This window comes from Sphingobacteriia bacterium, assembly GCA_017304685.1.
GTDB lineage: Bacteria > Pseudomonadota > Alphaproteobacteria > Rickettsiales > 33-17 > JAFKLR01.
This window is the reverse complement of the sequence record JAFKLR010000004.1, coordinates 564,347-589,861: the sequence shown is the minus strand read 5'-3', so window position 1 is coordinate 589,861 and position 25,515 is coordinate 564,347. Positions and strand designations below refer to the sequence as shown.

The following is a 25,515-nucleotide window of genomic DNA, read 5'->3' as shown; positions in this document are numbered from 1 at the left end:
CTCACTAGATATTTAAGGTTTGCTTTAACGTACGACAAAGCATTGTCACTCCTTCGCCAGTAACTGTTGATATTACCATAACATCTTGATTTGTAAATATTTTTAGACTTTTTGTCTTTTCATTAATTTCTTCTTCAGTTAATGCATCGCTCTTATTTAACACAATAATTTCCTGCTTGTTTGCAAGAATATCAGAGTAAGCATCAAGCTCACCTCTGATTATTCTATAGTTCTCACAAACATCTTCACTAGTACCATCAATTAAATGAACTAAGATTTTACATCTTTCAATATGCTTTAAGAACTTATCCCCAAGCCCTATTCCTTCACTTGCTCCTTCAATTAACCCAGGAATGTCCGCCATTACAAATTCTTGTTGATCAATATATACCACACCTAAATGGGGCTCTAATGTTGTAAATGGATAATCTGCAATTTTTGGTCGCGCGCGGGAGACGCGAGAAAGTAAACTTGATTTTCCAGCATTAGGAAGACCAACAAGCCCTACATCCGAAATAAGTTTTAATTTAAGCCAAACCCACTTTTCTTCTCCAGGCCACCCTTTAGTAGCATGTTTTGGTGCTTGATTAGTTGAACTTTTAAAATGTGCATTGCCAAGTCCACCATCCCCACCTTTTGCAAGAACAAATTCTTGTCCAGGAGCTGCCAAATCACATATTACTTCTTCTCTAAACTCATCCCAAACTTCTGTACCAACTGGAACATTAAGAATAATTGGGTCACGGGATTTACCACTTCTATTTCTTCCCATTCCGTGTTCACCGCCTTGAGCCTTAAAATGTTGTTTATAACGGAAATCAATAAGAGTATTTTGGTTAGTTACAGCGCGAATTATAATATCGCCTCCTTTACCACCATTTCCACCATCAGGACCACCATGCTCTATAAACTTTTCACGACGAAAACTAACGCCACCAGGACCACCATCGCCAGATTTAATATATATTTTTGCTTCATCTATAAACATAAATTTTTCTTCTATTTTGAGTTAACTAAATCGTAATTTTCTTTTTTTACATATATTGTCGAAATTCTACGGGATCTATAATAATTTTTATGTCCAAATTTTTCTAATACACTTCTGTATTCTTTTGTAGTACAGCGTTTTGGTAATTTATTGATATCAAAGCCAAATAATGTATAAGCTTCTATTTTTTGAGGAACATTTATTTGACGAAGTAAATGGGTATTTAGATAATTTATAAAACTATTTTTAAAATACATCCCTTTAATTCTGTTAAGCTCCTTAGGCTCAATATTATTTTTTCTTACTATACTCTCAATGTATTTTTGCATATCTTTAGGTTTAAGCTGAAATTTAGCTAAAACATTTAAATAACATAAGGTTATTGGATAATAGTCTTCTTTTCTTAGTCTTATATGCTTTAATATATTAAAAGCAAAGCGTAAAGCTTCTTCTTTTGTACTAATTTGCTTATCTTTATAGTTTTTTATACAATCAGGAACCAGTCCCCATTTAACACTTTCAAGAAAAAAACTTTTGGGACTTAACAATTCACTTTTTAACATAGAAACCTTAATTTAATTATTTTGTAAATAAATAAATTAAAATGAGCTAAATGTCACTATTTAAACTTCAAAATAAAGCTTATATTAAAGCTTACAACTCGATTTTTTCCCTTAACCATCCGAATTCAGAAAACATATTTTTGCTATTTATCTGATTTAGAACATATTTTATTGCTGGCAAAGTATTTTCTGGTAAACAATCATAGTCAAAAAAAGCTAATTCACCACATTTGTCTGGTTCATTATTAACAATCTCTCCCTGCCAATTTTTACACCTAAGAAAAAAATGTATATTTTCTCTATCACTATATTGGCTCATTACATGAATAATTTCTAACTCTTCCTCTTTAATATCGATTCCTATTTCTTCTTTAGCCTCTCTAATCATTGCCTCTACAATGCGTTCGCCTTCCTCTACGTGACCTGCAACTAAACCGTAGTAACCTTCTCCATATGGAGTATTTCGCCTTAAAGATAATAATATTTTATTATTTACCTCTAAAATTAAAAAAGCACCTGTAAAAGGCCGGGAGTAATTTTCTTCCATACTACAACCTCACTTAAAAATATTTTTCATAAGCTCAGCAATTTTTTGTTCAATTTCCGCATCCATTTCAATTTCTTCACCCCATTCGCGATTTGTTTCAGGGTATATTTTATTGGTAGCATCAAGTCCTAGCTTACCACCTAAACCTGATTCTGGAGAAGCAAAATCAAGATAATCAATTGGAGTATTTTCAATAGTTACAATATCTTTTACAGGATCCATACGTGTTGAAATTGCCCACATTACTTCTTTCCAATCTCGGCAATTAATGTCTTCATCGACTACAATTACTATTTTAGTATAAATAAACTGCCTTAAATACGACCATGCCCCCATCATTATTCTTTTAGCATGACCTGGATATGATTTTTTTATTGAAATAACTGCAATTCTGTAAGAACAACCCTCAGGTGGCAACCAAAAATCAACAATTTCAGGGAATTGCTGCTGAATTAACGGAATAAACACTTCATTTAAAGCTTCCCCTAAAACTGATGGCTCATCCGGTGGATGCCCTGTATAAGTACTTAAATATATTGGGTCTTTACGCATAGTAATAGCGGTAACCTGAAAAACTGGGAATTTTTCAACAGAATTATAATAGCCAGTATGATCTCCAAATGGGCCTTCATCCATATATTCATCAATGCTTACATAACCTTCTATAATTATTTCAGCATTTGCAGGAACAAGTAATGGGACAGTTTTAGCTTTAACTAAAGGTAATTTTTTACCTCTAAGTAATCCTGAAAAATCATATTCAGATACATTATCAGGAATTGGCATGGTTGCAGCAAGAGTAAGAGCAGGATCAGCGCCAATAACCGCAGCTACTGGTAATTTTGTGTTTTTCTCTTTACCCCATCTTTTATGATGCTGCGCTCCTCCTCTATGTTTAAGCCAACGCATAATAAGAGTATTTTTATTTACAAGCTGTAAGCGATATATCCCTAAATTATAATTATCTTCTGCCGTTTCACTTGGGCCTTTGGTAACAATTAATGGCCAGGTAATTAATGGAGAAACATCTTTTGGCCAGCAATGCTGAATTGGTAGAATATTTAAATTAACATCATCTCCTTCATAAACCACTTCTTGGCAAGGCGCATTATTTACTGTTTTAGGTTTAGCTGCAATTATCCTTCGGAGAAGTGGAAGGTATTTAACAGCTTCTTTAAGTTTTTTAGGTGGAGTTGGCGTTCTTAAAAAACTTAATGTCTGCCCTAGTTCTCGTAAACCCTCTTCTTCAATCCCTAACCCCCAGGCGATCCTTCTTTTAGAGCCAAAAAGGTTAACAAATACAGGCATGTGGCTTGGGCCATTTTGTGTTGTCGCATTTTCAACTAATAGCGCCGGACCATTTTTATGAAGAACTTGTTTATGTAATTCAGTAAGTTCAAGGTGGGTTGAGATTTCTTCTTTAACCCTTACTAAATCACCTTTTTGTTCTAAAAACTCTATAAATTCTCTAAGTGATAAAAACATTAGACCTTAACTCATATATAGTTTTAATAGGATTATCTTGGATAATAATTCTTTATTACCCCTTTTCAATATTGAAGTAAATTTATAAATTATCTTGGTTTAATATATTATTAAAATTAATTTAAATAATATATTTTATTGACGATTTATTAATATTTTATATTATATATGAGTCAATTAATTATATTAAGGAAGTAATTATGAAAAAAATTGATTTAAACGAATTACAAGTATTAAATATGTCTCCTGAGTTTAAGTATATATTTAGTAGTTCTGAAGATGATAATATGAAAAATGTTGATTTAAAAGAACCGTTAGTTATTGATGTTCAAGAACTAAGTAAATATTTACCTGAATCTATGTATATAAGCCCCAAAGCTAATCATGATTCAACGTGCCATTCAATAATGCAACGTAATTCTTATAATACAGTTATAGGTTTTGACTTTTTTAGAAATGGTGGTTTTAATAGAATAAGAAGTGAATTTTCTACCTATGAACTAGCTTATATCCTTCATGCTTTACCTGCAGAATTATATCAAAAAATTTATACTGCCTTAAAAGATACAATTTTAGAATTACCTATTTTTAATAGGGCAACTAATAAAAGAATTATTGATAAAATTGAGGAAGAAAAGAGAATTGAAAATGAAAAAGAAACTTTATTAAAAAAATTTCAGCTTACTGGTCTGTTTGAAGAAAATAACACCTTTAATTTAAAGGAATGTAAACGCATTTATCAACGCTTTTATGGTATTACCGCAGCAAATAGTAAGCTTCCTGTTTTAGCTTCATTTGGAGCATTTGATTGCATTATTTTAACTCTTTATAATCCTGAAACAAAAGTCGCAGCTTTAGCACATATAGACACACTTACAGATTTAAATTCTATAGAATCCATGTTAAGAGCAGTTAGACGAAGCAGCTATAGTAAAATTGAAGTTAGTTTAGTTGGTGGCGCTAATTCTACAAAACAATTAGCCATTAATCTAATAGAAACGTTTAATGATGAAACACAATATCTAATTAAATCAACTAATCTAATTAATGGTCAAACAACACAACAATTAGCCATTGACGCACGCACCGGTAAAATTTTCACTACTTTTGATCCTAGCAATCTTAACCTTGGTCCTGATTATAATGCAAAATCGGTACACTTAGAAAACTACATGCGGTGCTTGGTATGTAACTATGATGGTAGGACAGATCTTATTCAAGAAAATAACACTAATATTTCAGCTAACTTTAGAAGCTTAAAAGAAAATGAGCAAAGCGAAGAAGTGGCAAAAACAAGAAATTAAATTTTGTTAATTAAACATACAATAAACTAAATGGATAGTAGAGATTTTATCACTCATTTAGTCTAAATAAAAAACCCTTTATCTTCCTTATCAATTAATCAATCTCTCTCATAAAATTTCAATATTGTTTCAATCAAAATTAATATCCGGATTTTTTACGGATATTATCTAATTTCCGTATTTTATAGAATTGACTTGTTAAGCAAAAAAAACTTAACAAATTAATTCTATAAAGGAGGGTAAAATGAATGATTTTCTTAATAAATATTTTAATTCTAAAAATCTCCAAAAGGTTAAAACCATTAATCCTGAGATTTCAGATAAGTTCCAAGAACTTACACTTAAAAAACAAAATGATTTAATGGATCAATTAGAAAAAACTGGAGTTGAAGCTTCCAAATTTAAAAATGTTTCAAGTTATACAGATAAAATTGAACTTGAAAGTGAGTTAGCTAAATCTGCCATGAAAGGTAAATCGAAAGCTGATGGTTGGGAAGCTTGGGTCGCTTGGAATAAATCTTTTTAATTTTACTTTTACATTTAAAATTATGGAGGAAATATAATGAATAAAATTAAGCGGCTCGAAATAATATTAAAGACAGTTGAAAGATGTAATATTAACTGTACTTACTGTTATTTTTTTCATGGAGGCGATGAAAGTTATAAATTTCATCCTCCTTTTATTGCTCACGAAACTATTGTGGAAATAGCTAAGTTTTTAAAACAGGGTTGTAAAGAACTTAGTATTGAATCCTTACAAATAGATTTTCACGGTGGCGAGCCGCTTATGCAAAAAAAACAAGCATTTGATAAAATGTGCGAATATTTTAAATCTGAACTAGAAAATGTTGTAAATCTTGAGTTTGCACTACAAACAAATGCCATGCTTGTTAATGAAGATTGGATAAAGTTATTTGAAAAATATAATGTAAAAATAGGTATAAGTTTAGACGGACCTAAGAAATATAATGATGTAGCTCGTGTCGATTTTAAAAATAAAAGTACATATGATAAAGTGGTTCAAGGGTTAAATTTATTAAATAAGGCCGCAGATGAAGGTAGAATAGTAAAACCAGGTCTACTTTGCGTAATTAATCCTAAATTTTCAGGCAAAGAAATATATCGCCATTTTGTAGATAATTTAAATGTAACAGCTATGGATTTCTTACTACCAGATTTTACCCATGATAGTTTTATAGAGCATACCGATCTCACTGGCTTAACAGCTATAGATTATGGAAATTACTTATGTAATATATTTGATGAATGGGCAAAAGATGATAATCCAAATATTTCTATAAGGTTATTAGATTCAACCATGCTACTTTTATTAGGCAAAAGACCTACTTTATTAAATTTTGGGTATACAGAATCATTAGTTACAGCTTTTACAATTTCAAGTAATGGTGATCTTGGGCCCGATGACACCTTAAGACCTACTAAATTAATGAATAGTGGTAAAAACGTTAATAACGCTTCCTTAAAAGAATTTTTAGCAGCGCCTATTTATAATATGATTGAAAAAAGCATCAAAACTATGCCTAAAAATTGTACAGAATGTTGCTGGGAAAAAATATGTAAAGGCCATATGTTAGTAAACAGATATAGCAATGATAATGGTTTTAATAATCCTTCTATAATGTGTGAAGGGTTAAAAAAACTATATTCACATGTAAGTAGTTATTTGATAACTAAAGGATTACCTTATAATAAAATTGAACAAGTTTTAGGTATGTAAATATTATTAGGTTTGTTATCTAAATAAGCACTTTAGATAACAAACCTAATACTCAAAACTAATTCAAGTAATTACTTAAATAATTATATATATTCTCTTCAATTTGAGCAGTTGTATCGATTAACATTTTTTGGGTCAATTCATAAAACAATCTTTCTTTTTGCGCTGGAGCATCTTCATTATTTCCTGTTCTTGATCTGACAACAGAGATTTCCATTAATGTTTTTGGAGTAATGTCATCGCCTTCATAAATGTGGAAATGAATATCTAAACGAGCCGTATATTCTCTATTTTGTTCGTACTTAAATTTAGAAGTAAAACTTTTTTCTGTTTCTAAAGTTTTCTCTTTCATACTCGCGTCATTAATAATAATTTTTAATGTAGCATTACCTTTACCAGTCTCAGTAACATTATATTTCACCCAATCTCTAAAAGCTCTTTCTAAAGAAATAGGAGCTAAATGCTCAACATTTGGGTAAGTAATAGGAGAAGAGTAATTAGACTCGATAATAATTTTTTTTACATTAAAATTATATTTAGGAAGTTTATGGTAACTATAATCGCTATATTTTATTGGCTCTTCATAAGCACATGAAGTTATAAAACTAAATACAACCAATACAGATAATATTTTTAAAATACGCATAAATTCTCTCTATTAAAAATTTTATAAAATTAATTTAATTAATAAATAGACTTATACAATAATTTTATTATTTAGAAAAGAAAAAACTAGGCTTAGATTAAGCTCATATTTATATAAAAATATAGAAAGTAAACTATTGCATTAAGAGCCTATCAATATACCACCCTTGATACATTTTAACACCTAAAACTTTACCATATTTAATGGCTTTTTCATCATCACAACGGGTTAAAATGATTTTTTCAGGTCCCGCTTTTTTCACTAAATCAACAAGTCTTTGATTTTCAATTCGATCTAAATTTTTAGCTATATCAGAATTCCATTGTAACTTAATCAAATCAACCCCAAGAGATTCACGATCAATTTGAATAAAGGAAAAATTATTAACACCATCTAAGCAAATTTTTATATTATTTTTATTTAAAAATTCTTTTGCTGTTTTAAAGGCTTGCATATCATAAAACATATCAGCTAACTGAAATTCAATAATTAAAGAACTTTTATAATGATCCGGTATAGCTTCAATAAAGTTTACAAATTCATCTTCAATAACTGTCTTAATATTTAAATTTAAACTTATCGGAGATTTAATAAAATCTTCCTCTTTTTTCTTAATATGTTTTAAAACTAAAAGATCTAATTTCTCGAAAACAAATTGATTAATAATCCTTTCACTACAACCACTAATTTTTTCTTCAAGAATTTGTTTAAAATGCCCAAGGCTTATATATACTTCCTGAAAAACATTTTTAAGATTATTATTATTAAAAGTAACAACAGTCTGTTTCCTCAAGTACTTACTAACATCTAATTTAAATATTTTATTTTCGATATCTCTTATAACATCGCTGGTGATATGAATATCTTCTTTTACTTTTAAAGATTTATGATGCTTAATTTTTTCTTTATAATCACTAACTAGATCATTACAACTTTCAATAAATTTTTTCATCTCGTAATTTAAAAAATAAAGCGAGCAAAAATTATCATCTCCAAAACCTTTTTTATTTGATAACGGGTCATCAATAAATAAATATCTTAAATGGAAAATTACCCTATCAATAATTTCGCTTTTAGTAGTAAAAACAATCACTACCACGTCAAAATTCTCAAGAGCAAATGTAGCACTTTCAAATGGTGCAAAATGCTCACTTATTAAATTGAGCGCAATTTTCAAATGATATTTAGTTTTATAACTGTTAGTTAAGTTTGAGAAATGGAAATGTATTGCTGTATGTCCTTTAGGACGTTTACTTACATCAATAACGTAACGCATTAAATCTCTTTCTGCATCTTCTCTAAGAAATACTGCCACCCAAACCCTCTTAAAGTTTATTAATTTATTTAGATTATAGACATAATTTCATAGTTTAAGCAAGAATAATAGAAATGACTTTTTCCTATAATTAATTTTGTGAAATTTTTATATATTTTTACTGATAAATTAATTATCACATAAACAAGGTAAGTCGCCTGCTTTCTTTTGATTTGCAAGCTCAATAGTTAAATCACGTGCTTTGGTAGGATTCATTTGTGCAAGTATCGGCGCAGATTTAGCTTCTTTCATACGGTTAACCACTTGAAGCAAGGTATCCATATCTAGTTCTTCTAAAATTCGTGCAGCATCTTTAGGTTTCATATTAGAATAAATTTTTACTAAGCTATCAATTTGCTGATCTTGTTCTTTCTTATATTGTTTTACTAATTCTTTAATTTCGTCTCTAACGCCTTTAAGCTCTGCTATTTTTAAACTGATTTTTTTATCACCTAAGGCAGTAATATTTTCACGATCCTTAATAGCTTTTTCTCTAAGGTCTAGCTGTTCTCTTCTTTCTTGTAATTTTGAAAGCATTTCAAAATCTGCAGGTGTGCATTTATCTTGATCGTAAAGTTTTAAAGCATTTTTTGAAGGTTCGCTTTTTACATTATATCTTTTTGGATCAGTTGTTGAAGGCTTTGGCGGCTTTTCATCTTTTTTCTTTGCATCTTCACCATGACCTTCTGATTTACCCTGTGACTCCCCACCTTCATTTGCATATGCATCATAAAAGGATGAAAAATAGTGAGAATATTCTTTTACAATACCATTTATTCCTCCTACCATATCAGCCATTTTGGCGAGGAATACTAATAAACAGACTAAAATTAAAATTGGTAAAACTCGAAAGCTCATTTAAGCAAACATTTTTCTTTTATAATTTTATTAATATTATAACTTTTATAAAAACTTACAAGTTGAAAAGTGAATTATTGAAGGAAAAAGAAAAATTTTGAAGCTACGTTAACACCAAAACATATTACAAACATTGCTACAAACCAGCTTAATATAGAAATAATAACTCCGATAATTACCATAATACCATCCCGCCTAAATAAACCTAAGGACATAAGAAATATTCCAAGCGAAGGTAAAGCATTAGCAAAAAGTAAAGGTAGTAAAATAAAAATTGAGTTTATTAGTGAAATAAAACCTACCACTCGATGAGCTTTATCATTTACAAGCATAAATAATCTAGGACGAGTGATATGCTCTATTTTCGTAAAGAATGGAGTTATTATTTCAATAACGTTTGCCAATTTTTTTCTTTTAAAAGATTTATTTGCAATAAATCTTGGAAACCAAGGAGATTTATTATTTAGTAATAATTGTAATGAAAATAAAAAAATCGGTATTCCTAAAATAGTGGTAAATCCTGGCGGATAAGGTAAAGGAATAGCCATTGGCAAAGCAAAAGCCATTAGAATTACAGCAATGCCTCTAGTTTTTAAAACGTTTTTAATTTCTTTAAGTGTAATGAGATCTTGCATAAAATTTATTCTTCAGTTTTTTCGCCGTTTAAGCCTTTTTTAAAATTCCTTAATCCTTTTCCCACATCCCCCATTACTTTAGGTAATTTACCTGCACCAAAAAGTACTAGAACTATTAAAAGAACGATAACCCAATGCGATAAACTTGTAATTCCCATGACTAAACTCCTAATATTTCAAATATTAAACTACTGAAATATTAATAAAAAATACCCGTAATTTATAAATAATATATATAATATACATATTGATGTTGAAATTTTCAAATTTTTTATTAATATTAAGCTGATATTATTAGTTCTTACATGGAAAAATTTATGCGTAATTTACAGATATTAGCTACAAGTATAGTGATTTTAGCTACTATAATTTGGTACGTTATAACCTCTACCTTTGCTCTCGCACATGAAAATACCAGCAAACCTTTCATTACTATAAAATTAAATAATTCATTACCAGACTTTGAAAAAGTTACACTTGCTGTAAAAAAAGCAAAAAATATAGGTGATGTTAAATTAAAAGTAATATTTAGAACAAGTTCAAAAGATTCAAGCGAAATAAATTTACAATCTGAAGAAACTTTAAAGAAACTAAAGTCAATTTTTGAAACAAACGGCTTTGATAAAAACCATTTCTCTTTCTCTTATAATTTTAATGAAAACGTCTCCAAGGATGAAGTTGTAGTATTTGTACATGAAGCTAATTCATGTTGCGATGAGTCATGTCATGATGACTCTACTACTACAGCCAAACGAATGTAGACGTTTTTATTAAATAGTCCCTTACCACGTCTTATATTTCTTAATCAAACAATTAAGTGGTATTATACCAAAAATTTTCTCTTATAGGTATTGGACTATAAAATTTGTGTTAATTTGTAATGATGAGTAAAACATATGAGTATTTTACGAAAAAAGTTACCTGAGCAAACTACTAAAGGCTCAGAAGAAGGCGGGTTAAAGAAAACTTTAAACGCTTTCGATTTAATAATGTTAGGCATTGGAGCTATTATTGGTGTTGGTATTTTTGTTATCACAGGCACAGTAGCAGCGAAATATTCAGGCCCTGCGATCACAGTTTCTTTCATGCTTGCTGGCATAGTTTGTATTTTTACGGCATTAGCATATGCAGAACTTTCATCGATGTTACCAATTGCAGGTGGAGCATATTCATATTCTTATGTAGTATTAGGTGAAGTTTTTGCGTGGCTTGCCGGTAGCTGCGTGATCATGATTAACGTTTTTGGCGCTTCAACTGTAGCATCCGGATGGTCAAGCTATGTGGTAGGTGTACTTAAATATTTAGGTGTAAATTTGCCAGAAGCATTTATAACTGTACCTGCGCAAGGTGGAATAATTAATTTACCTGCGGTCCTTATTTCTCTATTAATTTCAAGCGTATTAATTAGAGGAACTAAAGAGTCAGCATTAGTAAATACTTTGCTTGTATCTGTTAAAATAGGTGCAATTTTAGTTTTCGTGGTAGCAGCAATTCCACACTTCGATCCAATTAATTGGGAAAATTTTATGCCTAATGGCTTAGATGGAGTGTTAATTGGTACTGGCGCTTTATTCTTAGCTTATTCAGGATTTGATGCAGTTGCATCTTCTGCTGAAGAATGTAAAAACCCAAATCGTGATTTACCAATTGGTATTATTGGCTCTGTATTAATTTGTGCTATTTTATATATTATAGTGTCAGGATTATTAACAGGCATAGTTCCATTCTATGAATTAAACAATTCAGAACCTATGGCTTATGCATTACGTAAAAATGGTAGTAACTTTGGGTATGCACTTGTTGCAATTGGTGGTATTACTGGAATGACTACTGTAATGATGATGCAGCTTTATGGAACTTCACGTGTTCTATTCTCTATGGCACGCGATGGAATGATTCCAAAATTCTTTAATGTCATTCACCCAAAATTTGCAACTCCACACTTAGGAATTATCTTCCTTGGTATTACGGTTGCAATTATTTCTGGTTTCTTACCTACTAAAACACTTGCTAACCTTGCTAGTATGGCTTCTCTTGGTTCATTCATATTTGTAGGAATAAGTGTAATGAAATTAAGGTTAGAGCAACCATATATGAATAGACCATTTAAATGCCCTGCGGTATTTGTAACTTGCACAATTTCGGTGCTTTCATCAGGTTACTTGATATATGGATTAATCCAGCAAGAAGGTGATGCATTCGGACTTTGCGTTATAGCAAGCTTACTAATGTATATTCTTTATGGATATCGTAACAGTAAATTAAATCAGGAAACTGTATGAACTGTTTTCGCAAACAACCTCTTGTCAGAATTAGGCAAGAGGCTGAAGAACTTTCATTAAAAAAATCGTTAAATGTTTATGACCTTATAATGCTTGGTATTGGAGCAATTATTGGTGTCGGCGCTTTTGTATTAACAGGAATTGCAGCTGCACGTTATGCAGGCCCTGCAATTACCACTTCTTATTTAATCTCTGGCTTTGTTTGTTTATTCGTTGGCTTACTTTACGTTGAACTTGCAGGCATTGTACCTGCTTCAGGAAGTTCGTATAGTTATGCATATGCCTCAATGGGTGAAATTGTAGCTTGGTTTGTATTTTGGTTTATGATGATGGAATACACCACAGGCTCAAGTATGATAGCCGTTGGTTGGGGTGGTTACCTTTCAGGTATGCTTAAAACCGCTGGTTTTGCCATTCCTAAATATCTTGAACTAACACCTTTTGAAGGTGGATTATTTAACTTACCTGCTTTTTTAATTGTTTGGTTCGTTACAATTCTTTTAATTAAAGGCACCAAAGAAAGTTCATTATTTAATATTATACTCGTACTTATTAAAGTAATTGCAATTGTTATCTTTTTAATTATCGCCATTCCACATTTCAATTTTGAATATTGGGAAAATTTTATGCCTTACGGCGCTCGTGGTGTTGGTACTGGAGCTGCAACCTTAATACTTGCTTATGCAGGTTTTGATCAGCTAGCAAGCACTACTGAAGAAGCTAAAAACCCTAAAAGAGATTTACCTATTGCAATGTTTTCTTCGCTTGTAATATGCGCATTAATTTACATGTCAATTGCAGCTGCGCTTACATTAATTGTCCCATATAAAACTTTAGATAACGCAGAACCTATGGCTTATGCTTTAAGAGCAAATGGTAGCCTTGTTGGTTCAGGCCTTGTAGCAATTGGTGCGATTGCAGGTATTACTACTTCTTTAATTGTACAAATATTTGGTCAATCAAGAACTATATTTGCAATTTCTAGAGATGGTTTAATTCCGTCAAAACTTAGCAAGGTAAACAAAAAATTTGGAACACCAGTTGTAAGTACAATTTTTGTAGGAATTGTAGTTTCATTAATTGCAGCTCTTGTTCCTCTTGATTTCGTAGGAAAGCTCGCAAATATTGGAACTTTAGTTTCATTTATTACAGTTGCAATTGGGGTTGTTATTATGCGAATAACTTATCCAAATGCAGAACGCAGTTTTAGATGTCCTGCTATTTGGCTTATTGCTCCTATTGCTCTAATTTCATGTATTTATTTACTAGGTGATTTATTAATTACTACTTGGGATGTTTGCTTAATATGGGTAGCTCTTGGTTTAATACTATATTTCGGATATGGCTTTAAACATAGTTTACTTAGTAAAAAACATTAATTAAAATCAATGCACAATTAAGGAAGGTAATATATAAATCTTTAGTATATTTAATGCATAAGATTATTTCCTCCTCCGCATAATAAAAAATGTGAAAAACATAAAATAAAAATTGAGAAATATTATGAGTACAAAACTACAACCTGTAAGAGGAACTAAAGATCTATTTGCAAGTGATTATAGGTTATTCTTACACGTAGTAAATACAGCAAGAAATATCGCAATTAATTATGGCTTTGATGACCTTGCTACACCTATTTTTGAATTTGCTGATGTATTTAGAAAAACACTTGGTGAAGAAACAGACGTTGTAACTAAAGAAATGTATACCTTTCTTGATAAAGGTGGTGAAGAAATAACATTACGTCCTGAATTTACTGCAGGTATTTGTAGAGCTTTTATTTCTAATGGCTACACTCAACACTTACCTTTAAGACTATTTAGTCATGGCCCACTTTTTCGGTATGAAAGACCACAGAAAGGAAGACAAAGACAATTTCACCAAATTAATGCGGAAATTTTAGGGATTAAATCACCAATGCTTGATGCTGAGATTATAATCATGGCATCGCAAATTTTAGAAAAGCTTGGTATTAGTGAATCAATACAATTAAACTTAAATTCACTGGGTGATAAAGAAACTAGAAAAATTTACCGTGATAGTTTAACTGAATATTATCGTGATCATATAAATTCACTTTCAGAAGACAGTAAAGTTAGATTACAAAAAAACCCTTTAAGAATTTTAGATTCAAAAGATGAAAACGATAAAAAAATAAATTTAAATGCACCGCGTATTAGCGAATTTTACAATCAAGAATCTAATGATTATTACGCTGCACTAAAAGAATTGCTTACCTTAAATGCAATTAAATTTACTGAAAATCCATCACTCGTTAGAGGACTCGATTATTACGAACATACTATCTTCGAATTTATCACTGATGCATTAGGTGCGCAAGGAACAGTAATTGGTGGTGGAAGATACGATGGTTTAATCGAAACTATGGGCGGTCCTCCTACACCTGCTATTGGATTTGCTGGCGGAATTGAACGTTTAATGGAATTAGTTGATTTTAAAAATTTTGATGCTAATGTACTTACAGTTACGATTATTGCAATTGGTGAAAGAGCTGAAAAAGAATCTTTAGCTATTGCAACGATCCTTAGAAATAATAATATACGTGTAATTCTTCCTTATCAAAATCAAGTTGGTAAGAAATTTAAATACGCTGACAAAATAAATGCAAAAATTGCTATTGTTATCGGTGAAGAAGAATTAGAAAAAAACGTAGCAAAAATAAAAAATATGCTGACTGGTTCTGAGGAGATTATTTCAATAGACAACCTTTTAGATAAACTTGGACAATATTAAAACCAATAACTAACTTAAAACTAAATTAAAGTTTGGAGACTTCACTTGAGCTTTGAGCAAAACCTAGAAAAAATTATTACCCGCTATAATGAACTTGGTAATAAACTTATGAATCCAGAAGGACTTGGTAAAGATGAGTTTGTTAATTGTTCTAAAGAATATTCTGACCTCGGTCCTGTAGTTGAAAAAGTAAATCATTTTTTACAAACACAAAGAGAGTTAAAAGATCTTACCGAAATGTTACAAGATTCAAATCTTGATGACGAAATGAAAAAAATAGCTGAAGAAGAATTATATGAAATAAAAAGATCACTTCCTGATCTTGAAAGAAATGTAAAAATAGCTTTACTTCCAAAAGATAAAGATGATGAAAAGAATGCTATTCTAGAAGTTCGTGCAGGAACCGGTGGCGAAGAAGCTGCTCTTTTTGCTTCTGTTCTTTTTAGGATGTATCAACGATACGCTGAAAGTAAAGGTTGGCGTTTTGAAATTCTTTCAATTTCTGATACTGGACTTGGCGGATTTAAAGAAGCCTCAGCTTCAATTGCAGGCTCTGGAGTGTTTGCTCGCCTTAAATTTGAATCAGGTGTTCATCGTGTGCAAAGAGTGCCTGAAACTGAATCAAGTGGACGTATTCATACTTCCGCTGCAACTGTTGCCGTTCTTCCTGAAGCAGAAGATATTGATATCCATATTGAAGAAAAAGATTTAAGAATTGACGTATTCAGATCAAGTGGGCCTGGTGGGCAATCAGTAAATACAACTGATAGTGCGGTAAGAATAGTTCACATACCAACAGGTATAGTTGTTCAGCAACAAGATGAAAAATCGCAACATAAAAATAAAGCAAAGGCTTTAAAAATTTTACGTGCTAAATTATATGAAGTTCAAAGGGAACAACAAGAATCAGAAAGAGCTGCCCAAAGAAAAGGCCAAGTAGGTTCTGGTGATAGATCAGAGAGAATTAGAACATATAACTACCCACAAGGTAGAGTAACTGACCATAGAATTAACCTTACATTATATAAAATTAATGAAATTGTTAATGAAGGTGAACTTGATGAATTAATTGAGGCTTTAGTTTCTTACGATGAAGCAAATAAACTTACCGAATCCGTGTAATATCAGACAAGCATTAACTGCAAGTGGCCAATTATTTAGTAAACTTGGTTTTGCTACTCCGCAATTAGATGCACGAGTATTACTTTCATTTGTTACAAATTTAGCAATGGAAGATATAGTAAAAAAATATGAAGATAATTTATCGGATGAACAATTAAAATCATTTACCGAAGTTGTAAATGAAAGAGCTAATGGAAAACCTGTTTCTAAAATTTTAGGTTATAAATATTTTTGGAAATATAAATTTTTTACAAGCGAAGATGTACTAGATCCTAGAAATGATAGCGAAACTTTAATCGAGCATGTTCTTGCTACTTTTCAGGACAAAACAAAAGAATTAAAAATAATTGATTTAGGCGTAGGTTCAGGTTGCCTTATTATTTCATTACTTTTAGAGTATAAAAATAGTAAAGGTACAGGAATAGATATTAGTGATAAAGCTATCGAAATTGCTAAAAAGAATTTGAATGAATATAAATTAAATTCTAGACTTAATATTCTTAAATCAAATTGGTTAGAAAATATAAACGAGAAGTTTGATATAATTATTTCAAACCCTCCTTATATTATTACTAAAGATATTGAGAATTTAAGTGTAGAAGTAAAAAAATTCGATCCTTATTTAGCATTAAATGGAGGTGAAGATGGCCTTGATTGTTATCGCACAATTGCGAAAGAACTTAAAAAAATTGTAAGTGAAACTTCAATAATATTTTTTGAAATTGGTCAAGATCAATTAGATGATTTAATTAATATTATGTCTTCCCAGGGTTTTGAATGTCTTTCTTATTTAGAAGATTTAAATGGCATTATTCGTAGTTGCGCTTTTCAAATAAAACATTAAAATAATAACTAAATTCTAACATTACATTATGAAAAAACAAGTTATGAAAAAAAGGACTCCATACCATCGCTCTAAAAATTATCAAGATCGTAATAACAATCATCAAGTGGTTGAAAACGGTACAGAATATAATGTTTTTCTTGGTTCTAAACAATATCAAAAAGCTATTCAAACGCGTAGCAGGTGTCTTGAACTTGCAAAAGAAAGTGCTTCAAGCGGAGATAAAGTAAAAGCTGAAGAATACTTACAATGCGCAGATCATTATTCCCGAATAATAAATGAAGCACATGAAATTAATAAAAAATCTAAACCTCATGTTGAAACAAATTCGTTAGATACAAAAAGTGAAAATACAAATCAAAACTCTTCAAAAGAATCTGAATTTAATAGTGAGAGTAATGAAAATGCAGTTGAATCAACAATTATAAAAGAATTTCAACCCGATATAAAAGAAGAATCAAAATTACAACCTGAAGAATGCACCTCAAATTAAGGAGAATTTACTAATGGCGACACGAATTGAAAGCGATTCATTTGGTGAAATTGAAGTTGAAAATAGTAAATATTGGGGCGCACAAACAGAACGTTCATTGCATAATTTTAAAATTGGCAAAGATAAGATGCCTATTAAAGTTGTTCATGCAATTGCAATTGTTAAAAAAGCTGCGGCTTTAGTTAATCAAGAGATAGCTGGTTTAGATGAAAATATTGTAAAAAATATTTGTCTTGCAGCGGATGAAGTAATTAATGGTAAACTTGATGATCACTTCCCACTCGTAATTTTTCAAACCGGGTCTGGTACTCAAACTAACATGAATGTTAATGAAGTGATTTCTAACCGTGCTATTGAACTTATGAATGGCGTAATGGGTTCTAAAAAACCTGTTCATCCTAATGACCATGTAAATATGGGTCAATCGTCTAATGATACTTTTCCAACTGGCATGCATGTTGCGACAATGATTGCATTGCATAAGGAATTGTTACCTGCACTTGAATATATGCGTAATGAATTAAAGGAAAAGGTAGAAGCGTTTAAAGATATTATTAAAATTGGCCGCACGCATATGCAAGATGCCACACCTATGACTTTAGGTCAGGAATTTTCAGCATTTCTTACACAAATTGAATATGCTATTGAAAGAGTAAAAACAACAATACCTAGAATTTCTTACATAGCTCAAGGTGGTACAGCCGTTGGTACAGGTCTTAATGCAAAACCAGGATTTGCTGAAAAAATAGCTGAGAAAATTAGCGAATTAACAGGTCTTAAATTCATAACTGCTCCAAATAAATTTGAAGCTTTGGCAAGTAATGACGCTATGGTAGAAGTTTCTGGAGTACTAAATACTATTGCCGTAAGCCTTATGAAAATTGCAAATGATATTAGGCTTCTTGGTTCAGGCCCACGTTCAGGCTTAGGCGAACTTTTATTACCTGAGAATGAGCCTGGTTCATCTATTATGCCAGGTAAAGTAAACCCAACACAATGTGAAGCATTAACAATGCTTGCAGCTCAAGTTATGGGTAATCATGTAGCAGTTACTATTGGCGGATCAAATGGTCATTTACAACTTAATGTGTTTAAACCTCTCATTGTTGCAAATGTACTTAACTCTATAACTTTAATTAGTGATGGTTGTATTAGCTTTGTTGATAATTGCTTAAAAGGTATTGAACCAAATAGAGATAGACTAAAGCAATTAATGGAACAATCTTTAATGCTTGTAACCGCTTTAAACCCTCATATTGGCTATGATAATGCAGCAAAAATTGCAAAAAAAGCTCATAAAGAAGGTACTTCACTTAAAGAAGCAGCTTTAGCTTTAGAGCTTCTTACAAGCGAACAATTTGATGCTTGGGTAAGACCTGAAAACATGATAGGTAAGAAATAATTTATTAGTTATTTATATAAATCTTTTAAACTACTTTCATGAAACACTTGAATTAAATCTGATTTATAACTGCAATTTAGTTTATTTTTCATATAATTTAATCGTGTTTCAAGAGTCCTAGGGGAAATATTCATTATATACGATATTTCTTTGATAGATTTACCTAGCGAGAGATAATATAAATAATCCATTTCTTTCTTTGTAAGCGTTGCAGAGCTGTTTTCTAATTTAAATTTATCTAATGAAGTTTCCGAAAGGAACTGATGAGCTTTTGAATTATCAAAAGCTTGCGGAAGAATAATAGATTTTTTTCTATTTAACCAAATGCCGTTATTTGAAGGGTTAAATATATCCCCTGCTTTATTTTTTACATAGATAATAAATTTTTCAAGTAATGAAAGGTTATTAAGATAAAAATTAAGTATATTTTCGTTATTTTTATATGTAGCAAAATTCCACATTTCTATTAAATCATTTGATCTTTTATAAATGCTTATACCGTGCCAGACATTAAACCTATGCATAGCTTGAACAAATTTGTTATTTCCTTTTCTTAAAACTACATATTTGTCAGAAACTAAATTATTAATTTCAGTTTGGTGATGCGGAGAGTCGAAAAAACCGTTTGTAATATAAAAATCATACCAGTCTACATTATTTGAAATATGAAAAATTTTATTATCATTAAATCTCGCATAAGCAATTGTAGTGATACCAAAATTATCTTTAAGGGGTGAAGATAATTCATCTAATGTTTCTGAAACAACATTATTATATTCTAAAGCATTACTTATAATTTTATTTTTATTCATATATAATCTTCACAAAAAATGAAAATAATAAGCCCTAACAAAAAGTTAGTACCTATATATTATTAAGCATTTTTTTCATTTTTGCAAAAATCATATTGAGGGGTTAATAAACATTATTACAATTTACAAAAAATACCTCAATAACTTGAAGTTTTAATTAAAAGCTAGTATTCATAGTTTAAAATATTTGATGAAAATTTATGAATTTTATTCGCGCCATATTAAAATCTTTTGGATTTTCTTTAGTACTGTTTGGTACAATAATGCTAATTCCAGCAATTATTGATCTTGCTTCGCTTAATCGAAATTATAAAGCTTTTTTATATACTTCGTTAATCGGAGTTACAATTGGGACATTTATTAAAATATTCAATACTGAAGAAGATAGTAAAACCGTTAAATCAGCTTTTTTAATTACAGTTTTTGCTTGGCTTAGCGGAATTTTATATTGCGCAATACCGTTTATAATAATTGAGCCTGAGATTAGTGTGACCGATGCGCTTTTTGAAAGCACTTCTGGCTTAACCTCTTGTGGAGCAACTATATTTACTAATTTACAGGAGAAATCAAAAGGTTTTTTATTTTATCGTATTTTATTAAATTATATTGGTGGAGTTGGGATTGTAATGATAGGCATTGCAATTTTACCAAGCTTACAAATTGGTGGAATGCAGCTTTTTAAAATGGAATATTCTGATCAATCTAAGAAAATTTTACCTAAAGTTGGCCATATAGCTGTTAATGTACTTATTATATATTTTTCAATAACATTACTTGGTGTTCTGTTTTTATACTCTCTGGGTATGAATTTCTTTGATGCCCTATGTCATGGAATGTCGGCAATTTCAACAGGCGGGTTTACTAATTACGATAATTCTATAACTCATTTTAATAATATTAAGGTAGATTTAATTTTAATATTACTAATGATACTCGGTTCGCAGTCTTTTATTCATTATTATAACATTACCCAAGGTAACTTCAAAGAATTTATAAACGACCCACAAACCAAAACATTTTTTACTATCATTATTTTAGCTGTTACTTCACTTACATTTTGGTTACATTATCATCAGCATTTTGATTATAAAACTTCTCTTAGACTTGCAAGCTTTAATGCAGTTTCCATAATGACAACTACAGGATTTAGCCAGGGTAATTATGATGCTTGGGGAGATTTTCCAAGAGTACTTCTATCGGTTCTTTCATTAATCGGCGGTTGTACTGGATCAACTTCCGGGGGAATTAAATTATTTAGGTTAGAAGTAACCTATAAGGTTATTAAATATAATATTAGAACATTACTCCACCCACATGGTGTATTTAAGGTTTATTTTGGCGATAAGCCACTTACAAATAATGCAATTTCAGGAGCAATTTCAATTGTAATCCTATATTTCTTTGGCCTTATCATTGGAAGTTTATTATTAACTTTAAATGGTCTTGATTTTATGACCGCCATAAGCGCCTCTATTTCCGCAATTTCTAATAGCGGGTTTGGTATAGGCGAGATTATCAACCCAGACGGTTCTTATGCCCTTCTACCTTCGTTTACTAAAATTGTTCTTACAGTCCTAATGATATTCGGCAGGTTAGAATTCTTTACTTTACTGGTACTTATAAACCCGCTTTTCTGGCGCAAGTAAATTATTAAAAACATCTTTATATTTATATAAATTTAAATTGACCTTTTTAAAGAAATTTACTAAAGTAAGCTTACAAAAGTAAACAATTTATTAATAAAATTGCAGGTTTTTTATGAACATTTCACAAATTATCAATGCTTTAAGAAGTAAAGCAAGTAGCGTTGTAGTTACAGTTAAGCCAATTTACCAATCAAGCTTAAGTGTATTTACCTCATATTTACCAAGTTTCGGTAAAACAGTTGCTGTTGCAAATAACGTTGCAGACGCAGTTGATGATGCAGAAACTACTGTTGCCATTTCTGAATCTAGTAAAAGTTTCGGAGAATATTTAAGCGATAAGGATAACGTTTTACTAAGAGGCTTAGGAAAAACCATTACTACTATACATACATTCTTAGTTGGTGATGGATTACGCAATAACGGTTTCTTAACATTAGCTGGAATTGCTGGGTTATTAAAAATTGCTTTTTCTAAAACTCCAAAGGAAGCTGTTACCAATGCAGTTTTAAATAAAGATCTAGTAAAAGTTGCAGGTACAGTAGCTTTAAGCGCTTTAAATGATAAAAGTCAAGCTGAAGAAAAAGCTTTAAAGAAGCTTAGAACAGATGTAAAAGTGGCTGAATTAAAGCAATTACCTATGAATTTAAATACAAAAATATTTAAAGATCAAAAGATAAAGCGAGAAGAAAGTATCAAATTAATTAATAAACTTATAAAAATGGTTCAACAGGAATTTAAGAAATCTAAATTAGAAAAACCTGCTAATAGTTTTAAAAAGTTTTACAGAAAATTAAAATATAGTGATAATTATTTTTTAAGCGCTATGGCTGTTTACTTAAAACATAACCCAATTGAATTTCTTGTAAATTTAGTATTTAAAATTGCAACTTTTGCTGCTTTACCTTTCCTTTTACCTTTTGCTTCACGCTTTATGCCAAGCAGATATATGCAGTTAGTTGCAGCACCTATTGGCTATAAAGTTCTTATTGATGCAGTAGATTTTATCCAAAAAACTGCTAAGAAAGTAATTGAAGCTAAAACAAGAAGTGATGAAAGAACTTCTACAAAAGTTTTTGAAAAATTTGTAAAAGAAAATGCCGTTATAAATATTGAATATACTGTTAGTGCAACTGATAAAGATGGAAACCATGTTGTAAAAAAATTAACTTCTGGAGATTTTACTGCACTTAAGGTTAGCACTCAACTTAATGCTATCAACCAAATTGCACCAGGAGCTAGTAATACTTCAATAGAACCTAATACTGTACAGTTTAGTTTAACTGAAATTAAGCTTGCGACTGGAGTAGCTAAACAATTCCGTGATAAACTAGCGACTATAGATAATATGAATACTGAACAAGCAAAAACCCAACTTGTGGAATTATCTAAGCCAATGGAATTAGCATTCTAAATTTTATAAAGGTAATTGGTAAGGTAACTTACTAATTACCTTTTTTCACTACTCTTACCTTATCCCTTTCCTTTCTTATTTCTTTTTATTCCTCATCAACATTTGCAAATTTATCAAGCCTAGAATCACGCTGGTTTGGAATATAAAATTTATAATCATCATTTAAATTTTTTGAATGAGAATTGGGTTTTATAATTTGATGAGAAAGTTTTGAGAAGTTATTTGATTTAAAAGAATTTTTTGATTTCTCTTCTTTAGCCTTTTCTTCTTTAATGTTTTCTTTTGCTTTAGCCTTTTCACTTTTTTCAATTGTTTTATGAGCCTTATGATAAATATTGCTTATTTTCTGCAACACATTGGTCATTTGAGTTACATGTTTCATTTTTGAATTAAATTCTTCTTCGCTTAAATTATCCATATTATCTATAAGATGCTCAGCTTTTATTACCAATTTAGCGCTGGTTTCAAGAATTACATTTGGAATGTTATTTATATCGAAAGAGCTAGAAGTCATACGTATTACCATTTTAAGATTATAGTAATAGATATATATAATAGAAAATTTTTATGTAAGTGGGTGAGTAAAAAAATGATTCCTTGAAAATCAGTAGATTAAAATTTATCAAAATTTTTTATTTTAAAATCAATAAGATATCAAAAATATCTTAATATTTTTATGTTCTTACACATTCTAAACTAGATTATTAACAATTCTTTTGTTATTATTCCTTAATAAATTATTAATAAGTAATAAACATGAAAACTACACCAACTAAAAAAAGCCCTGAGAAAGAAAATAAATTACCAGAAATACCCGTAGATCCTCAAATTAGAGAATCATATAAAGCGTTTTTAGAACATTTACAAAAAAACTTAAATATACATTCAAAAAAGGGTGAGAAAGTTACAAAATTAGAAAGAAGGCTTGATTCTCTCGCAAGACTTATTGAAGGTAATAGTAAATGCACTGCCGTTTATTATGATAATAATAAAATTTACATCGCCTCAAATAAAATTCACGCTAACAGTAAAAAAGGAAATAGCAGTAGTAATTTTGCTAAACATATTATGAGCGTAATGGATTATTTTTCTGATATTGCTAATAGTAAGGGGCATAATTTAATAAACAAAATGCTTTTAATTAAAGAATGCGCTTTTTTAGTTTTAAAAGATAAATTAAGGCCTAATGATGAAATATGTGGCCAGTTAGAAGAGATTTTAGAAACATTCCTTAAAAACTATTTAAGTCAAAAACTTACAATTAAAAAATGGAGAAAAGCTTTAGAAGATGGTGAATTAAAAATTGCGAGTTTAAATAATTATAATGAAAAATTAATTCAAGAATCTATAAAGCAAATTAGTAGAACTATTAGAGATTTTTCAAAAGTTGAAAATTACATAAATAGCAATAAAGATAGAAACCTTACGGATATTTTTAAGAGTAAAGCTTATGAAATTCTTTATATAAGCGCTGAAGATATTCATGCCGAAATTAAAATTCTTGCGCATATAATTAAAACAAAATCTAATCAAAAAATAGAAGATAAGTTAGCTAATCTAAATTTATCGGAAAAATATATTGGAATCGCTAAACTCTGCTGTGGGCATTGCGCACTTACACTACAAGCCTTTTCAAAAGAAGTGAAAACAAGAGGCACCCATGGTCAATTATTTAAATGGAAATTATCAAGTATTATTACCAATAGTGAAATATTTAAAAACTTTATTGGCGAAAAGGCTTATGAAATATTTCTTAAGTTAAATGATGCACAAAAGATACTTGCATTAAAATACATTACTTTTGAACAAGGAGTTCTAACGAAAGGAGCTATAAATAGCTTGTTTGATTATTATGAGCTACCTTCCCGCGATGAAATGTATGCTGATGAATCGAGTAGTGAAGAAGAAAAGGAACCTGAATATTCTTCCACTGTTATAAGGGAATTTAATAAAATTAAATATGCCCATCTTACTGAGGCACGACTAAAATCATTACTCCTTAACTATGAGCTTGACGCTACAGGCTTTGATAGAGAGCATATGTTATATTTACTTAATAATACTGACGTATGCGATATGATTATTTATTTTGATATTCATGAGGCTTTTAAATCAACAAATATGGCTATTATACAAGCTATTTTTGATGACCATGAGCTTAACTCACTTATTGATGCAGGAATTATTGGCTTTACTAAATTAACTAGATTAGGGCTAAATTTTATAAATAATTTAAAAAATACTACGTATATTGAATTGTTAACTATGAAGCAAATAACATTAGAACAAATTTTTGAGTTTTATACAAAATATAAAGATCTCTTTGAAGCTTTAGATAATCAATTTATTGCTAGAATTATCATAGATTATAAAATTCCATTAAGTATCTTTGTTGAAATGTATAATAATAATAGAGAGAAATTTAACGCCTTCACTGAATCTGAAGTATTTGAATTAATTGAGGAAGAGGATTTTGAAGAAATAAATAAACGTTGTGATTCGATTCAAGAAAGACGTAGTAGAAATGGTTTTAGATCAAGCATTGAATTGATTGATGTACTTACGAAGAATTTATCTGGGCATAAAAAACATGCTTGGAATTATATTAGCGACAGTGAAGAAAATAGCCTTTCAATGTAGTTAAGGTTAGTGGGTTAAAGTAAATTTTAA

The 25,515-nt window shown here is 30.1% G+C and carries 25 protein-coding genes; 14 read left to right on the top strand and 11 right to left on the bottom strand.

Features of this window, described 5'->3' with window-relative positions; all coding sequences use genetic code 11:
* Positions 1-4: 4 nt before the first annotated feature.
* The 4 genes from obgE to J0H68_08265 form a co-directional block, all read right to left on the bottom strand.
* Positions 5-988, bottom strand: a complete 984-nt coding sequence (gene obgE, locus J0H68_08280; GenBank protein ID MBN8828690.1) for a GTPase ObgE — start codon at positions 986-988, stop codon at positions 5-7.
* 11 nt (positions 989-999) lie between these two features.
* The gene (locus J0H68_08275) at positions 1,000-1,551 is read right to left on the bottom strand and encodes a hypothetical protein (protein ID MBN8828689.1); all 552 of its coding nucleotides are present in this window, start codon (positions 1,549-1,551) and stop codon (positions 1,000-1,002) included.
* Between the two features lie 91 nt (positions 1,552-1,642).
* Entirely contained in the window at positions 1,643-2,098 is a 456-nt protein-coding gene (locus tag J0H68_08270; GenBank protein ID MBN8828688.1) for an NUDIX domain-containing protein, read from the bottom strand.
* A gap of 9 nt (positions 2,099-2,107) precedes the next feature.
* Positions 2,108-3,583: a UbiD family decarboxylase gene (locus tag J0H68_08265; GenBank protein MBN8828687.1), complete on the bottom strand. Its 1,476-nt coding sequence runs from the start codon at positions 3,581-3,583 to the stop codon at positions 2,108-2,110.
* Between the two features lie 200 nt (positions 3,584-3,783).
* Here J0H68_08265 and J0H68_08260 point away from each other — a divergent pair, with 200 nt between their 5' ends.
* The 3 genes from J0H68_08260 (at position 3,784) to J0H68_08250 (ending at position 6,625) form a co-directional block, all read left to right on the top strand.
* Positions 3,784-4,887, top strand: a complete 1,104-nt coding sequence (locus tag J0H68_08260) for a hypothetical protein (protein MBN8828686.1) — start codon at positions 3,784-3,786, stop codon at positions 4,885-4,887.
* A gap of 244 nt (positions 4,888-5,131) precedes the next feature.
* Complete coding sequence (locus J0H68_08255; GenBank protein MBN8828685.1) at positions 5,132-5,413, top strand: hypothetical protein; 282 nt, start codon at positions 5,132-5,134, stop codon at positions 5,411-5,413.
* A gap of 36 nt (positions 5,414-5,449) precedes the next feature.
* The gene (locus J0H68_08250; GenBank protein ID MBN8828684.1) at positions 5,450-6,625 is read left to right on the top strand and encodes a radical SAM protein; all 1,176 of its coding nucleotides are present in this window, start codon (positions 5,450-5,452) and stop codon (positions 6,623-6,625) included.
* Between the two features lie 58 nt (positions 6,626-6,683).
* On the opposite strand, the gene J0H68_08245 is transcribed toward J0H68_08250, so the two are convergent.
* From J0H68_08245 to tatA, 5 genes are all read right to left on the bottom strand, one after another.
* Positions 6,684-7,271, bottom strand: a complete 588-nt coding sequence (locus J0H68_08245) for a hypothetical protein (GenBank protein MBN8828683.1) — start codon at positions 7,269-7,271, stop codon at positions 6,684-6,686.
* Positions 7,272-7,404: 133 nt separating this feature from the next.
* Entirely contained in the window at positions 7,405-8,586 is a 1,182-nt protein-coding gene (locus tag J0H68_08240; GenBank protein ID MBN8828682.1) for an EAL domain-containing protein, read from the bottom strand.
* Between the two features lie 129 nt (positions 8,587-8,715).
* Positions 8,716-9,384 (bottom strand): hypothetical protein, encoded by a 669-nt coding sequence (locus tag J0H68_08235; protein MBN8828681.1) that lies wholly within the window; start codon positions 9,382-9,384, stop codon positions 8,716-8,718.
* A gap of 134 nt (positions 9,385-9,518) precedes the next feature.
* Positions 9,519-10,079, bottom strand: coding sequence for an exopolysaccharide biosynthesis protein (locus tag J0H68_08230; GenBank protein MBN8828680.1), 561 nt, complete (start codon positions 10,077-10,079; stop codon positions 9,519-9,521).
* Between the two features lie 5 nt (positions 10,080-10,084).
* Positions 10,085-10,237, bottom strand: coding sequence for a twin-arginine translocase TatA/TatE family subunit (gene tatA / locus J0H68_08225; protein MBN8828679.1), 153 nt, complete (start codon positions 10,235-10,237; stop codon positions 10,085-10,087).
* A 159-nt stretch (positions 10,238-10,396) separates the two neighbouring features.
* On the opposite strand from tatA, the gene J0H68_08220 reads away from it, so the two are divergent.
* From J0H68_08220 to fumC, 8 genes are all read left to right on the top strand, one after another.
* Positions 10,397-10,840: a hypothetical protein gene (locus tag J0H68_08220; protein MBN8828678.1), complete on the top strand. Its 444-nt coding sequence runs from the start codon at positions 10,397-10,399 to the stop codon at positions 10,838-10,840.
* A gap of 135 nt (positions 10,841-10,975) precedes the next feature.
* Positions 10,976-12,361, top strand: a complete 1,386-nt coding sequence (locus tag J0H68_08215; GenBank protein MBN8828677.1) for an amino acid permease — start codon at positions 10,976-10,978, stop codon at positions 12,359-12,361.
* Positions 12,358-13,740 carry an amino acid permease gene (locus J0H68_08210; GenBank protein MBN8828676.1) on the top strand — a complete coding sequence of 461 codons (1,383 nt, stop codon included), beginning with the start codon at positions 12,358-12,360 and terminating at the stop codon, positions 13,738-13,740. The genes J0H68_08215 and J0H68_08210 overlap by 4 nt, the downstream gene beginning before the upstream one ends.
* 124 nt (positions 13,741-13,864) lie before the next feature.
* Positions 13,865-15,115 (top strand): histidine--tRNA ligase, encoded by a 1,251-nt coding sequence (locus J0H68_08205; protein ID MBN8828675.1) that lies wholly within the window; start codon positions 13,865-13,867, stop codon positions 15,113-15,115.
* 45 nt (positions 15,116-15,160) lie between these two features.
* Positions 15,161-16,237, top strand: coding sequence for a peptide chain release factor 1 (prfA, locus tag J0H68_08200; GenBank protein ID MBN8828674.1), 1,077 nt, complete (start codon positions 15,161-15,163; stop codon positions 16,235-16,237).
* Entirely contained in the window at positions 16,206-17,081 is an 876-nt protein-coding gene (gene prmC / locus J0H68_08195; GenBank protein ID MBN8828673.1) for a peptide chain release factor N(5)-glutamine methyltransferase, read from the top strand. The genes prfA and prmC overlap by 32 nt, the downstream gene beginning before the upstream one ends.
* A 28-nt stretch (positions 17,082-17,109) precedes the next feature.
* Positions 17,110-17,574: a DUF4167 domain-containing protein gene (locus J0H68_08190; GenBank protein ID MBN8828672.1), complete on the top strand. Its 465-nt coding sequence runs from the start codon at positions 17,110-17,112 to the stop codon at positions 17,572-17,574.
* 13 nt (positions 17,575-17,587) lie between these two features.
* Positions 17,588-18,976 (top strand): class II fumarate hydratase, encoded by a 1,389-nt coding sequence (gene fumC, locus J0H68_08185; protein ID MBN8828671.1) that lies wholly within the window; start codon positions 17,588-17,590, stop codon positions 18,974-18,976.
* Positions 18,977-18,984: 8 nt separating this feature from the next.
* Here fumC and J0H68_08180 read toward each other — a convergent pair whose 3' ends face one another.
* Positions 18,985-19,788, bottom strand: a complete 804-nt coding sequence (locus J0H68_08180; protein ID MBN8828670.1) for a hypothetical protein — start codon at positions 19,786-19,788, stop codon at positions 18,985-18,987.
* 200 nt (positions 19,789-19,988) lie between these two features.
* Between J0H68_08180 and J0H68_08175 the strand changes: the two genes are divergently transcribed.
* Positions 19,989-21,434, top strand: coding sequence for a TrkH family potassium uptake protein (locus tag J0H68_08175; GenBank protein ID MBN8828669.1), 1,446 nt, complete (start codon positions 19,989-19,991; stop codon positions 21,432-21,434).
* Between the two features lie 112 nt (positions 21,435-21,546).
* Positions 21,547-22,845 carry a hypothetical protein gene (locus J0H68_08170; protein MBN8828668.1) on the top strand — a complete coding sequence of 433 codons (1,299 nt, stop codon included), beginning with the start codon at positions 21,547-21,549 and terminating at the stop codon, positions 22,843-22,845.
* An 85-nt stretch (positions 22,846-22,930) separates the two neighbouring features.
* On the opposite strand, the gene J0H68_08165 is transcribed toward J0H68_08170, so the two are convergent.
* The gene (locus J0H68_08165) at positions 22,931-23,359 is read right to left on the bottom strand and encodes a hypothetical protein (GenBank protein MBN8828667.1); all 429 of its coding nucleotides are present in this window, start codon (positions 23,357-23,359) and stop codon (positions 22,931-22,933) included.
* 242 nt (positions 23,360-23,601) lie between these two features.
* Between J0H68_08165 and J0H68_08160 the strand changes: the two genes are divergently transcribed.
* Complete coding sequence (locus J0H68_08160; protein MBN8828666.1) at positions 23,602-25,485, top strand: hypothetical protein; 1,884 nt, start codon at positions 23,602-23,604, stop codon at positions 25,483-25,485.
* Positions 25,486-25,515 lie beyond the last annotated feature (30 nt).